At 48.9% G+C, this 16,100-nt stretch carries 2 protein-coding genes; both read left to right on the plus strand.

The features are described 5' to 3' along the window. Positions 1-14: 14 nt before the first annotated feature. Entirely contained in the window at positions 15-10,754 is a 10,740-nt protein-coding gene (locus HLM86_RS16640; RefSeq protein WP_170883392.1) for a non-ribosomal peptide synthetase, read from the plus strand. Continuing rightward, a complete protein-coding gene (locus HLM86_RS16645; RefSeq protein ID WP_076587746.1) occupies positions 10,751-16,096 on the plus strand; it encodes a non-ribosomal peptide synthetase in 5,346 nt (1,781 codons plus the stop codon). The genes HLM86_RS16640 and HLM86_RS16645 overlap by 4 nt, the downstream gene beginning before the upstream one ends. The last annotated feature ends 4 nt before the right edge of the window (positions 16,097-16,100 follow it).

The following is a 16,100-nucleotide window of genomic DNA, read 5'->3' on the forward strand; positions in this document are numbered from 1 at the left end:
TTCTAGGTATAGGTATGTCAGTGGACGATATCACTTTGGCTTCAGCTCATGATGGCTGCGGGCCGCTTTCCCATTCTCAGCAACGTTTGTGGCTATTTCAACAACTCATGCCTGAGAGTATTGCTTATAACACCGGTGGGTTATTACACCTATCGGGTGAAGGGTTGAACAAAGACAGCATTTACGCGGCATTTAATGCGCTTGTCGAGCAGCAAGCTGTGCTTCGTACACGTTTGATTGAGCGAGATGGGCAAGCTTTTCAGCTTGTGTCCGAGCAAACGCATAAGGTTGATTTTGTGGATGCTCGCGCTCATTCAATGCCCGAGGAGTTTGTCCGAAGTGATGCTTTAGCTCGTGTTCGTGAACCGTATTCTCTAGTCGATCAAGCGTTATCTAGAGTCTGCCTCTATCAGTTGAGTGACGAGCACTTCATTTTGAATATTGCGGTCCACCACATCATAACGGATGCTTGGTCCTTGAAAATTTTTGTTCGATTTATCGTTGACTATTTAGCGGGAAAGCCTAAGAGAACGCTCACTGGCCAGAGTTATTTGGCGTTTTCTTCTGCGCAAGAGGTGACGGATCATGAGGAGGCGGCCGCTAAGTGGCAGTCACTCAATCTCATCAGTGATGAACCTTGCCGACTTCCTGCTGCACAGCCGATCGAACGAAGTGCCTATACCGCACGACACCTAGAGCAATCCTTGGATCTTGAGGAGTCTGCGCAGGTTATTGAGTTGGCCAAGTCTCTGGGCGTGACCCGCTTCGAAGTCCTGTCTACGGCACTCTTATTGACGTTGTCTGTCTTTTCCAATCACTCTCAACCTTGTGTCACGGTTCCCGCGCTCAACAGAAACGCTAAAAATCGCAGAAATATTGGCTTTTATGTCAACAATACCGTGGTAGGCGTGTCGATTACTTCTGCCAATACGCTCGCTCACCTAGTCAGCACCGTGCATGACAATCTCGTCGAATCCATGAAGTTTGAACATCTGCCCTTAGAGAAATTGGCGGGGCAATTGCCATTGCCTTCTGTCGCGTTTAACTATCGCAGTCATGGTGACAAATTGGAAATATCTTCCCGAGAGATTACGGGAGTATTTTCTGAGTTTCCAGTGGTTGAAACGCCATTTGATCTGGTGTTGGATGCCGTTACCGGTGATCAACTATCTCTTCGTTTAGTGTATGCGTGCGAAAAATTTACACCGCAGCAAATTGAGCGGTTCCTGACAAGTTATAAACAAATCCTCAAGCAAATCTGTGAAGACCCGGAACAGTCATTTTCACAGCTAAAGACCGTCTCTGATGCTGACCAATTGAAACTCGACCAATTCTGCGCTGTTGACCAGAGTTGGCGCCGAGAGTCATTCATGATGCTCGTATCAAATCAGGCGGAGTCTCGGCCAAATCATGTCGCGCTCAAGCACGCTGGCCAGCAACTGACTTATGCGGAACTTGAGAGCAAATCTAACCAACTTGCCCGTTATCTTCGAGAGCGCATTGGTTTCAATGAAGAGTGTGTTATCGGTGTCATGATGGAACGTGGCGTCGATATGTTGGTGGCAATGCTTGCCGTGCTTAAAGCCGGTGCGGCATTCCTGCCCCTTGACCCTGACTACCCTGATGAACGGCTTGAGTTTATGCTGCAAGACAGTGATGCAGAATGCTTATTGACTCAGCAATCGTTACTAGCAAAAGCAAGGACATTATTTACGCATCACATCACCCCGATTGAAAGCGTAGATTATAACCAGTTTGCCGAAAAGTCGCTGCAACTTAAGATCAATTTGGATCAACTCGCTTACTTGATTTATACCTCGGGATCGACGGGCAAACCGAAAGGGGTTGCGGTGAGCCACTTGGGATTATCCATGCATGTTCAGACCATTGGTGAACAATATGGGATGACACCGCAGGATACAGAGCTGCATTTTGCTTCAATCAGTTTTGATGGAGCAGTAGAACGCTGGACCGTTCCTTTGGCGTTTGGTTCTACTTTGGTGATTCGGGATCAGCACTTATGGACGCCGGAGAAAACCACTCAGGTCCTACTGGATGAACAGGTGACGATTGCTTGTTTACCACCGAGTTATGTGGGCCCTTGGCTAGACTGGGTAGAACAGACCAATCCAAATTTATCACTTCGCTCGTTGACTTTAGGGGGAGAAGCGTTCACGCGAGAAACGTATGAGCGTATCCAGAGGGTCGTCAATCCACCCCGTATTATTAACGGCTATGGCCCGACCGAAACGGTTGTGACTCCAATGATTTGGTGTGCGTATCCTGACGATACGCTTCAAAGCGCGTATGCACCCATCGGTCGTCCTGTTGGGGATAGGCGGCTCTATATTTTAGATAGCGACTTAAGACGCGTACCGATTGGCTCAGTAGGAGAGCTGTATATTGGGATGGAAGCAGGGCTTGCGCGCGGTTACTTAAGAAGGCCAGATCTCACCGCAGAACGTTTTTTACCTGATCCCAATGCTCAAAATGGTGAGCGGATGTATCGAACGGGCGACTTGGCCCGTTTCAGGGACGACGGCGTTGTAGAGTATCTCGGTAGAGCGGATCAGCAGGTTAAAATCCGTGGTTTTAGAATAGAGCTGGGAGAAATTGAGTCACGCCTTCAGACCTTGTCTGGTGGTGAATTATGTGCGGTTGTCGTGCATGAATCTCCTACTGGTAAGCGCCTTGTCGGTTACGTTCAATCAAGTCAGGCAGACCAAGAATCAGAGCGGGTATGGCGTGCAGAGCTCGCGGAGCAACTGCCAGATTACATGGTCCCGTCGAGGATCATTATTAGCCAAAGGTTGACGCTCACACCTGCGGGTAAAGTGGATCGTAAACAACTGCCCATGCCTGAATGGGAAGCTGAGGAACAGGCGAGTCTCCCGCTTTGTGGTGAGAGCCAGAGGCAGCTTGCCCAGATTTGGTCTGAGCTTCTTAAAGTGGACTCTGTGGGGGCCGATAGCCATTTCTTTTCCTTGGGAGGAGACTCGATTTCGGCTTTACAAATGGTGGGTAAACTTCGTCATGTTGGGCAGATGCTCACACCAAAGCAGGTGTTTGATCATCCAGTGCTTGCTGATATGGCGTCCTGTGTGGTCGGTAGTCAATTACAAAAAGCGGATCAGGGACTCTTAACTGGGTCTGTGAAGCTCTTGCCTATGCAGTCACGTTTTATTGAGCACCATCATCACCAGATTTGTAATCAATATATCACACTGGCCATGCCATCTCCGGTAAACGAAAATGCGCTTACACGCGCTATTTCAGGGTTGATTAAGCACCATGATGCCTTAAGACTGTGTTTTTCTGACCCTGTTTCAGCGGTTTATTCCCAAACAGCGCCCGTAGACCTTATACGGTTGAATGATGAGCGGGGTCTAGGCGTAGTACAAGACGCTATCAATGTTGAAACGGGGAGATTGCTATCGGCGGGCGTCAACCAAGAAACGGATCAAGTTGTGATCGCGATTCACCACTTGGTTGTGGATGCTTTGTCGTGGCCAGTTGTTATCCAAGATTTGTTGGCGTTGTATCACTCGGAATGCACGGGTACGCGCACTGAGTTGCCCGCGAAGACACACCATCAAACGAATTGGTATCAGGCCCTTAAAAACCTAACGATTACGAACAAAGTGGCCAATTTCTGGCAGGAACAACAGGCAATCTCGGCTTTTCCTCTGGGGCGAAATGGTATGACTAAGTGCCGGGTTATGATGCCAATCGAGCGTGCCAGTAAGCTATTTTCTGCAACCTTTAAGTTTGCACGAATGGACAGGGAAACCAGCTTAATTGCGCTGGTCGCCCTAGCGTCAAAAGCCGTAATGTCTGCCGAAGAATGTGTTATTCATCGTGAAAGTCACGGTCGATTCAGTGAGTCACTCGGTATAGATTTGTCCCGAAGTGTCAATTGGCACACAGCGCTGTTCCCACAAAAAGTTCAGTTTAGTCATGATCTGACAGAGACGATTATTGGCATAAAAGATGGCGCCCACTCGATTCGTGATGGTGGGTTGAGCTATTCAGCTGGAATTGTCCAGAAAAGCTGGGAATATCAGTCTTCAGTGGATGTGCTGTTTAATTTTCTGGGTCGCGCGGCGCAAACCGACATTATTGGCGCTGAGATCCGTGATTTTGGTCTTTGGAGATCGGATAACGCTAAAGCGGATGCGGCGATAGTCGTCAACATTAGCGAGACTGACTTAGGGCTGACCTTTGACGTTGAATTTGCTCAGGAGGCGCTGACCTCATCGCAGTCAGAACAGTTTCTCGAACAGTTGCAGGCGGTGGCAGAACAGCTCAGCAATCATTGTGAGTCACAACCTCCGATTCTGAGCATAGCGGAGGCACCTAATACCAAGCTTACCGCCCAAAGCCTTGCCCGTATCAGTCAGGACATGGCGATCCTGCCAAACAAAGTGTTGCCGCTTTCTACCCTCCAGCAAGGGCTTTATTTTCATACCCAGTTGTCTCAGGACAAAAGTACTTACGTCAACCAGATAACATTGCCTATCAAGGGCGCTGATGTGTCGAAGCTCATCGAAGGCTGGCAGTTTTTGATGCAACGTCACGCCATTCTGCGGAGCACTGTTCATCAGGTGGAAGGAGAGGCTCACCTGTTTGTTTGGGATTCTCTGCAATTGGCTAACACTCTAGTAGACGCGGGGGAAATGAGCGATTTTGACCTTGATGCATATCGGCAGAGCATAATAAAGCAGGGCTTCACTATTGAGCAGAGCCATAGCGCTAAGGTTATCGAACCTTTATGGCGATTGGATATTGTTACCACCGGAAACGAAGATATAGCGTGTATTTTCACGATCCACCATATCTTGATGGATGGCTGGAGCACGGGTATTTTGTTGAGCGAATTGATGATGCGTTATCAAGATCACGGCCTCACAGCGGTGAGCCATGACTTTTCGGATTACCTTGAGTGGGTCGCCCAACAGCCACAGGATAGAGCAGAGCACTATTGGCGTGAATACCTCAATGGTGTTGAAGCGCCGACTTTATTGGCTGAGCAATATGGTTCCATCACTTCACAACAAGGTCATATTCGATATAACGTTGATTTTCCAACCTCGACCTTAGCGAAGTGGCAATCTCAGTTAAACGCGTCAGGCATTACTCTCAATACTTTGGTTCAAGGAGCGTGGCTACTGACGTTGCAGCGCTATACTGGCCAGAACAATCCTGTCTTTGGTAACACTGTCGCCGGCCGACCTTCTACGTTGGATAACAGTGAGTCTATGGTTGGGCTGTTTATTAACACGTTACCAGTGACAGCAAAGGTGAATTGGCAAGCGTCAGTCAGTGAATGGCTTGGTGAGGTTCAAAGTCAGGCAAGTGCGCAGCGTGAATTTAGCCACGTTTCATTATCGCAGGTTCAGGCGCAGTCTCCGCTTCAAGGAGAGAACCTGTTTGACTCGCTCGTTGTGTTTGAAAATTATCCGCTTGATGAAAACGTATTCAGTGATTCAGGCCTCAGTCTTGGCGAGCCAGACAGCTATGAATTTACTCACTATCCACTGACGTTGGCGGTATTACCAGGCGAGTCGTTGCGGATTGTGTTTGCTTACGATTCAAAGACATTTTCTGAGTCTGAGATCCGTGCACTTTCGGTGACAATGTCACATTTCCTAGAACAGATGGTCGCTAAACTGGACCAAAAGTTATGTGATATGGACATCCTAGACAGTGAGCAGCAGCAACGCCTCAAGGAGCATAAAAAAGAAGCCGAAGTTTGGCATTATCAAGCGTTTACCGAACTGTTGACTAAGCAGGCAGTCGTTCAGCCTCAGCGTGAGGCTTTAGTCGCTCATCCACTGGATTCCAAGGGTGGGGAGCGCGTGTCCTTGAGCTATCAATTGGTTGACCAACAAAGTGATGCTGTGGCCGCCAGTCTACTCGATAAGGGCATTGACAGAGACCAACGTGTCGCTGTTTTATTCAGCCGTGGTGTGGATATGTTGGTCACCATGATCGGTGTTCTTAAAGCGGGCGCGGCATTTTTACCTCTTGATCCGTCTTACCCACAAGAACGTCTGGCGTATATGGTTGAGGACAGCAAAGCAAGATGGCTGATTTGCGACCCATCTTCACAGAGTTTGGCAAATTCGCTTTGTGTCCAAGAGAAAGTTCTCTCGTTTGATGATATGGATTTAACGCGCGCCCTTTGTCAGCAGCCTGAAATCCTGCCCGACCAGTTAGCCTATGTGATTTATACATCGGGGTCTACAGGTAAACCTAAAGGGGTCTGCGTGTCACACCTCGGGCTAAGTATGCATGTTCAGACCATTGGGCAGTGCTATGGGATGACGCCAGACGACATTGAACTCCACTTTGCATCCATCAGCTTCGACGGTGCGATTGAACGGTGGGCGGTCCCATTGGCGTTTGGTTCTAAGTTAGTCATACGGGATCAACAGCTTTGGAGTGCGAGAGAAACGTGCGAGGTCTTAACGCAAGAGGGGGTAACGATTGCCTGTTTTCCTCCGAGTTATGTTGGCCCTCTACTCGAATGGATTGAACATGAACAGCCAAAGTTGGCAGTACGTTCATGGACTTTGGGCGGTGAAGCCTTTACTCGTGATACGTACTTCAAACTGCAACAGGTATTGAATCCGCAGAGAGTGATCAATGGTTATGGTCCTACTGAGACGGTAGTGACCCCAATGATTTGGCAGGCCTATGTAGGAACACCGCTTGACAGCGCCTATGCACCAATCGGAAAAGCCGTGGGTTCTCGGAGCCTTTACGTGCTGGATGACAATTTATATCCCGTCCCCTCTGGGGTGAGTGGTGAATTGTATATCGGAGAAGAAGTCGGACTGGCACGCGGCTACCTAGAAAAACCAATGCTTACTGCCGAACGCTTTATCCCAGATCCCTTCGCCAGCAATGGCCAACGTATGTATCGTACTGGTGACTTAGTTCGTTGGCGGGATGATGGGGTGATGGATTACCTTGGTCGAGCAGACGATCAGATAAAAATCCGCGGTTTTCGTATTGAGTTGGGGGAAATTGAATCTCTTTTACAAACACTATCTGGCGCAAAACTCAGCGCAGTGAAAGCATTCGAGGGGCCTTCAGGGGCATATCTGGTTGGTTATTTACAAACAGGCACCGTCGTCATTGATGAGGAATCGATTCTCGGTGAGCTCGCCAAGACATTGCCCGATTATATGATCCCACAGCAATTGATAATGTTGGAGTCCCTTCCGCTGACACCCGCGAGTAAAGTGGATAAAAAGCGACTTCCTCATCCGGTCAGCAAAGAGACTCAGTCGGCGTACGAACCCCCGAAGGGGCCCATGGAAGAATTACTTGCTTCACAATGGAGAACGTTGTTTGGCCTCAAACGAGTCAGTCGAACTGATGACTTTTTTGCTCTGGGTGGCCAATCGCTGCTCGCGACGCAGTTGGTGGGCCGCTTACAGCATTCTCATCAGGTCCATTTGCCCTTACAAACAGTCTTTGACTCGCCAAGACTCGATAAGATGGCCGTACAATGTCATCCGCTTAAGCAGACAGCAATGGCTATCGAGCGAGTGCCAAGAGCGGAGTATATGCACGTCAGTGCTTCCCAGAAACGATTGTGGTTCATTCAGCAGCTCATGCCTGAAAGCTCGGCGTACCATATGCCAATTGGCTTAAAGCTTCATGGCGAATTATGCCCAGAAGGGTTAGCTTGCTCGCTTCAGGCCTTGGTTGACCGCCATGAAATTCTGCGTACCTCACTCTGTCAGGTTGATGGCGAATTGATGCAATCGGTTCAATCAAAGGCACTGCTGGTTTTGGCGACGTCTTCGTTGAAGGATCATGAGGATATCAAGGCTCAGCGGCTAGCATGGATCGATGAAAACTTCGACTTTGCATCGCCACCTTTGATGAGAGCCTATTTGGTCAAACATAACCCAGAAGAATACGAGCTCCTGTTAGTGATACACCACATTGTGTCCGACGGTATTTCTGTTCAGGCACTGGTTGATGAACTTGGTGACAACTATCGTGCTTTGATACATGGCCAAAGTTCTACGCCTGATAGGCCAGTGGCCAACTCATTCGATTATGCCGATTATGCTCACTGGCAACGTAACTGGCTTGAATCGGAACAGGCAAAGCAATCTCTTGCATGGTGGAAAGACCGCCTTAACCAAGACATTGAACCCTTGGTACTCCATAGTGAGGTACCTCGTGATCAACTGGCAACAGGCGGAGAGCGACACCACTTTGCTTTAGAGAAAAAACAGGTGGATGCGATTCAGTCTTTAGCGAAGCGATACGAAACGACCGGATTCAACGTAATGTTAAGTTTATGGCATCTATTGCTGCACAAATATTCGGGCAGAGATGAAATCAGAGTGGGTATCCCAGTTGCGGGCAGGACACTGCCCGAAACGTTGAACATGCAAGGGTGCTTTATTAATAATCTGGTTGTTGCTGCGCGACTTGATGCCTCCATGTGCTTTTCTACTTTGTTGAATGAGGTAAAACGTTTTACCGAACAGGCGTTGAGTCATCAGGATGTGCCGTTTGAGGTTTTGGTTGAGTCGCTCGGTGTCACCGGAAATCTGCAGCACCATCCTCTTTACCAAACGAGCTTTAATTTCCAGACGGTTGACCGAGAGGCATTCGCCAATTTTGGTTCACTCGTGGTTGAACCTTTTGACCCCGGCGTAGTAGCGGCACAATTGGAGTTAAGTTTAGATATTCAAGCATACAGCGATGGACATTGGAGTGGCTTTGTTAACTATGCGACGCCTGTATTTAATCAAGCCTATATTGCTGAGCTGCTAACACAGTGGTTGCAATTGCTTGAACAGGTGGCAGACAACCCCGAATTGCGTTTGTCTCAGCTGAGTTTGGTTAGTTCAAAGCAATTGCCTGACCTCCATAAATTTAACGCGACAGAGATATCTTGGGGAGATTTTACGCCTCCGCCTGTGGCGATTATGCATCAAGCCCAACGGACTCCGGATGCCATCGCGCTCTCGATGGGAGAGGAGTCACTGACTTATGCTGAGTTCGATCTGAGAGTCAATCAAACCGCTCAGTGGCTTCGCGGCCAAGGTGTCGATATTGAAACTCGGGTCGGTCTTGGGTTGACTCGCAGTGTCGATCTGGTGATCGCATTACATGCGATTACGCGTGCGGGTGGGGCCTATGTCCCCCTAGACCCAAGTTACCCGTCTGAGAGGATCCGATACCTCCTTGAGTCTGCGGATGTGTCACTTGTGGTGACGGACAGCGAGAGAGTAAACCTATGGCCAAATCAGTCTGCTTGTGATTATGTCGCCATCGATAAGATAGATCTGAATGGATACAGCTCGGACGCACCCAAAGTAAACTGGCAAGCCGAACAGGCCATGTATGTGATCTTTACGTCTGGCTCGACAGGGCGTCCAAAGGGAGTGGTCAACACGCACAAGGCATTACAAAACCGATTGGCATGGATGCAGCATGAGTATGGCATCGATGGAACAGATTGTGTGTTGCAAAAAACACCGTTTAGTTTTGATGTCTCGGTTTGGGAGTTTTTCTGGCCACTTATGACCGGAGCTAGACTTGCGATTGCCGAACCTGAACACCATCGTCAACCTGAACTGTTGCACAAAACCATCTGCGAGCAAAATGTTACGACGGTTCATTTTGTCCCTTCAATGCTGCATGCGTTCCACGCGGAAACTGACATCAGTCGTTGCAGCAACTTACGCCGCATTATTTGTAGTGGAGAGGCATTGCCCGCTGAATTGACCGAACAGGTTTTGCAACAAATGCCACATTGTGAATTGCATAATCTTTATGGCCCAACCGAAGCCGCCATTGACGTTACAAGTTGGCAATGCCAGCTTCCAGTTAGAAAACGGATTCCGATTGGGTACGCGATCAGTAACACCCAACTCCACGTTTTGGACGACGCATGGAACCCCGTGCCTGTCGGAGTGCCAGGAGAATTGTATTTGGCTGGAGAGGGCTTAGCACGAGAATATCTATCGAGACCCGGTCTGACGGCCGAGCGGTTTGTTCCCAACCCTTGGGGGCAGTCAGGAGCGAGAATGTATCGGACAGGCGATCAGGTAGTCCGTATGTCGGATGGTCGACTGGAATATCTCGGACGCCTTGACCATCAAGTGAAAATCCGCGGCCTTCGTATTGAGTTGGAAGAAATTGAAAATGTCCTCAATCAATGCGAATACATTGAAGAGTCTGCTGTGATCGCGTTTGAGCAGCCGATGGGCACACAGCTTGTTGGTTATGTGGTCTGTGAGCTTTGGGACATAGACAAAGAGTCTCAGATAAAAGTCCATCTTGCTCAGCATCTTCCGGATTATATGGTCCCAGCCGTTTTCATCCCGCTGGATCGTATGCCGTTGTCAGCCAATGGAAAACGTGACCGAGCCGCTTTGCCTGCACCATCGTTGGCCAAAGTCGCCTACCGTGCAGCGCAAACGGAACTTGAAGTGTGGTTTGCCCGATGTTGGCAGCAGGCACTTGATATCGATACCGTCGGGCTCGACGACAATTTCTTTGCACTCGGAGGCCACTCTCTGCTTGCCACGCGAGTGGTCGCCAGTGCTCAAAAAGAGCTGGGACTGAGTGTCACACTAAAAGATTTTTTTGCTGCTGGTACGTTGCAGGCCCTCACGGATACGCTTGAGGACCAATATCAACAAACACATCAACAAGAACAGGAAGAGCTCGATGCCATGGCCGCATTAATGGACGAGTTGGAGTTGTTATGACGACAAAAATAGACAAAGCTGCGCTGGCAAAGCGCTTTTTGAAACTTGGTCAACAAGAGCAGGCCAAATTTATTGCTTTGCTGGACGCAAAAGGAATGAGTTTTGAAACCTTACCTATTGTTGCTTGTGATGAAAATAAGAGGGTTCCTCTTTCTCCAGCACAAAAAAGGTTATGGGATATTTATCAACTTGATATGGGTAATAGCGCTTATCATATCAGTGGGGGTTTTGAACTCGATGGTTCGGTTGATGAGTCCGCAATAGAACGCGCACTTCGCCAAGTTATGGAAAAACACCATTCCCTCAGAACCCGTTTTATCGCCGATAACGGTGAACCGTTGCAGTACGTTGAAACGGCTATTTTGACGCAGGTTGAGTTGATAGATGGACGCTATTTAAGCCCCAGCCAAGCTGACCGCATCCGAGCGGATTTTATCGAGAGGCCATTTGATCTCTATCATGATATGCCGTTGCGCCTACTGTGTCTCAAAGTTGCTGATAATAAAACGCATCTTATTGTTGCAATGCATCATATCGTTTCAGATGGGTGGTCGATAGGCCTATTGATTAAGGATTTGGTCAGCGCTTATCAGGGTATCAGCTTAGCACCGCTTGCTATTCAGTACCGTGATTTTTCGCTGTGGCAGTCCGCCTTGCTCAAGGCTGGAAAAGGGCAAAGTGAACTCGATTTTTGGGAAAAAGAGCTCGGATGTGTGCAGCCTGAAAAGCTATTCGAATGGAAGGGTAAGGTGGTGCCCAATCAGCGCCGTGAATCGGCACAGATAGTCTGGGATTTGCCAAGGGAGCGCGCAGGGAAATTTGCTCAACTCGCGCAACACAATAAGGTGACGACATCAAGTTTGTGGCTATCTTTATGGCAGATAGCGTTAGCGAAAGTGTCGGGCAGACGTGATATTCGTATTGGTATGCCAATGGCGAATCGTACGCGCCCAGAAGTCGGCGATGTGATTGGCTTTTTCGTGAATACCAATGTCATTAAGCAATACCTTGAACCTCAGCAAACATTGGCACACATCCTTACCGCCTGTCACAACAAAATGCTTGATATTCAGGAGCAGCAATTACTGCCATTTGATCAGGTCGTGGCATCACTCCTCACGACCAGAGTGGTCGGGGAAACGCCTTATTTCCAAGTCTTGTTTAACCATCAGGTCAATCAGACGGAATCGGTAGAGTTTAGCGCTGGCGTGTTCGCCAAGCCGCTAGGGTTGCAAGGTCAGTACGCCTTGTTTGATGTGGCATTGGATGTGTTGGAATCGTCTGATAAAACAAGGGTAACGTTGACTTATGCGAAAGACCGGATTGATTCGGATACCATGGAATCACTGGGCCGAGTATTGCAGCAGATCGCGTCAGATGTAGAAGCCAACCTCAATACGTCCCTTGCTGGCATTGATCCACTTGGGCCCGATCTACATCGACGCCTCGCCGTATTATCGCAGCCTCAAGGAAACTGGTTTTATCGGCCTGTCTCCGAATTCTTTGATCGTCAAAGTGCCCAGCAGCCGGAGGCGGTGGCACTTAAGCACGGACAGGACACCTACACATTTTCACAAGTGGAAAAACGGTCAAATCAACTGGCACAACAACTTGTTAGCCTGGGAGTACAAAGAGACCAAGCGATTGGTGTCTTATTTGAACGGGGTTGTGAGATGATCATCGCTATGATTGCGGTGATGAAAGCGGGAGGCGCCTTCTTACCTCTTGATCCTGACTACCCAACAGACAGATTGGCCTACATGCTTGATGATTCCAATGCCGATATAGTGCTCAGCAGTCATAGGCTCAGCGAACGCTGGCAAGAGGTGGCGGAGCAGTTCGTGTCCGATAAAGTGGCTCCCCTTTATCTTGAAGCACTACCGTGGCCGTCTTTGCCTGAGCAAAAACCGAATATAGCGATACTGCCGGATCAATTAGCCTATATTATTTACACTTCAGGTTCGACAGGGAAGCCTAAAGGTGTTGCCATTGCACATGATGGTTTAAGCATGCATGTACAAACCATTGGTGAACAATATGGCATGACACCAGACGACGTCGAGCTTCATTTTGCTTCAATAAGCTTTGATGGTGCCATCGAACGCTGGGCCGTTCCGCTGGCTTTTGGTTCGCGCTTAGTCATACGGGATCAGCAATTGTGGAGCGCAGAGCAAACGTGTCGGATCCTCGAACAGGAACGTATTACGATTGCGTGTTTTCCGCCAAGCTATGTTGGGCCGCTTCTCGACTGGATTGAGCAAACTCGACCCTCATTGAGGGTCCGGTCTTGGACTTTGGGTGGTGAAGCCTTTACCCGAGAAACGTATGAGCGTCTTCAGTCAGTCGTTCAACCACCTCGCATTATCAATGGGTATGGGCCGACTGAAACCGTCGTCACCCCGCTGATCTGGCGGGCTTATCCAGACGATACCCTGTCCAGCGCTTATGCACCTATCGGCCAGCCTGTTGGGGACCGAAAACTTTACGTATTAGATGATCAGTTGAATCGCGTTGCTCCAACTCTTATTGGCGAGCTTTATATTGGCGAAGAATCTGGCCTTGCTCGCGGATATCTGGCCAAGCCCGATATGACGGCGGAGCGGTTTATCCCTGACCCATTCAGCCCAAATGGCCAACGTATGTACCGAACTGGGGATTTGGTTCGTTGGCGATCCGATGGTGTGATGGAATACTTTGGACGGGTTGATCAACAGATAAAAATACGGGGTTTCCGTGTTGAGTTAGGTGAAATTGAATCACGACTCCAGCATGTATCGAAAGTCGAAACCTGTATTGTCGCGGCGCACCGCCATGGCGCGAACATTCGCCTCGTCGGCTACCTGCATGGTAGTGGCGCCCAATTCGTTGTACTCGAGGACGTGTTGCAGGCGCTCAGCACCTATTTGCCCGAATATATGGTTCCTTCGTGTTTGATTGTCTTAACCGAATTGCCTTTAACGCCTGCAGGTAAAGTGGACCGCAATGCGTTACCTGAACCAGACTTTCAGTCAGCGTCTTCATTATTTGTTGCCCCTGAAGGCGATAAGGAAACGTTGCTTGCAGACATTTGGCAAGTTTTACTGAATAGAGAGCACATTAGCCGCTGTGATAGTTTCTTTGCCCTCGGGGGGGATTCGATACTAAGCCTTCAATTGGTGAGTAAACTTAAGTTAGCCGGCTTTAATGTGACACCAAAGCAGGTTTTTGAAACGCCAATTTTGTCAGAGCTCGCTCAAATTTTGCAAGTTAATCAGGAGCAGGAGTTACGACAACTGACAACGGAGCCATTTGGGCTAATGCCTATTCAGGCTCATTTCATGAAACAAAACTTTGCTCAGCCAAATCATTGGAACCAGCACGTTTGCGTTGAACTCAAGCAAGACATGGACATTTTGGCGTTAGACGCCGCAGTCACAGCGTTGGTGAAGCATCACCCCTCTTTACGTGTGGCCTACAACCAAACAAATGGGCAGTGGCAACAAACCTATCGTTCAGACATGCCTGAAAATCGAGTGTGGCAGGCACAACTGGAGGAGGAACGAGACTTTTCCGCCTTTGCCCATGAATTGCAAACCAGTCTGAATATAGAGTCCGCTCGGTTGATTCAGGCTGGCTATGCTCAAATGAAAGGGAAAAAAAGTCGGCTAATGATTGTGATACACCACCTCGCAGTGGATGGCGTGTCATGGCGGATATTAATGGATGATCTGTGGCGGGCTTATCAACAGGCCTCTTCCAAACAGACGATTGAACTGCAACCTTGTTATACATCGTTAGACATGGCGGTCGCTCGTTTGAAAGCATGGATGACCTCCAGTGAGGGGCGTGAAAGGCAGGCACTGTGGTCTTCGCAGTTTGGTGAAACTAATCAAACACCAGCGGCGCCCAAAGCAGAATATCGAGACAAACGCTCAGTCAGGGTTGAACTGAGCCGAGAAGCGACCTCCTCCTTAATGGGCAGCAACAACATCACCGCTGAAATGGTGACCGCACTGAAACATACTTTATCGAATGAACAAAACAGTATGACCTTGTATCTGGAAAGCCACGGCAGAGAAGAATCGGTATTTGGTGAATTGGATTTGAGCCGCTTGGTCGGTTGGATGACGAGCCTCTATCCGGTGATCATTAAACGCAGTGACACCATCGATTCGGTGACCAAACGTTTGCAAGCTCTCAATCAGGATGCAGGCATTGGTTTCGGCGTCCGCAGTTTGCTCAACGAGGCTCAAGAAGTGCCGGCTGAGCTGACATTTAATTACCTTGGGCAATATCAAGGGAGCGGCTTTTCACACTGGTGTCAGCCTATTGACTCTGGAAGTGAGGATCAAGCACCGGCGAATACTATGCTGACGCCTTTGGTGGTGAATGCTCAGATAGTGGACGGGGTGTTATCGGCTGATTTTGAATTCGGGAACCAACACTTTAGTCAACAAGAGATAGAGCAAAAAGCCGCCTCGTGGGTTAAAAACCTTGAGGCCCTGCATCGATCACATAACGCATCTCAAATCATCGCAGACGTCAACCTACTCGACAGACTCAATGATGAGGTGGCGGCTCATCCTCCGGTCTTTTGTGTCCACCCTGTAACAGGGCGAACCGTCGGCTATCAGAAGTTAGCTCAGGCGCTTGCCGGTCATAGAACCGTGTATGGAATCCAATCTCAAAGCATCGTATACCCTAATCGCTTTGAGTCTTCCTTTGATTCAATGGCGGATTGCTATTACTCGATCATTCGTCAAATTCAGCCCAAAGGTCCATATACATTGGTTGGTTGGTCACTGGGTGGGGCTCTTTGTCAGGAAGTCGCCGCACGACTGGAATCCGCTGGAGAACGGGTCGAGTTTCTGGGCTTATTGGATTGCTACGTGCCGGGCACTGAAATTACCGAAGACCAATGGTCATCGCCTGAAGCAAAAACCAAGCTGGTAGAGCACCTTGAAATCTTGCTTGGTTCACTCACCCAAGAACAAAAACAGGGTTGTCTAGAAGGGTTAGACTGTGCGCCACCCAAAGAGTGGCCGAAAGTTTTCTCTGATTGGTTGTCGCGGCAACAGTTTGATTACTATGCCATAGAAAGTGCTCAGCAGATGCTTTACAGCTGGGCAGTTGAGCAACATATGCGCGCGTTATGTCAGGGGTATCAACTCCCTAACATAAATTGCAGCTCTCGTGCTTACTGGGCTGGGCAGCCATCCGGTCGGAGTCAGTTGCTCAGCCACCGTCTTGAAGAGACGACGGAGCTGTTTAGCCAAACCGTCTACGATACCGATCACTTGGGCATTGTTCAGCATGGGCCTGTGATTCGTGATTTGACTCAAGCCCTTATAAAAGGGCGATGATCTA

This window comes from Vibrio ostreicida (assembly GCF_013074385.2).
Lineage (GTDB): Bacteria > Pseudomonadota > Gammaproteobacteria > Enterobacterales > Vibrionaceae > Vibrio > Vibrio ostreicida.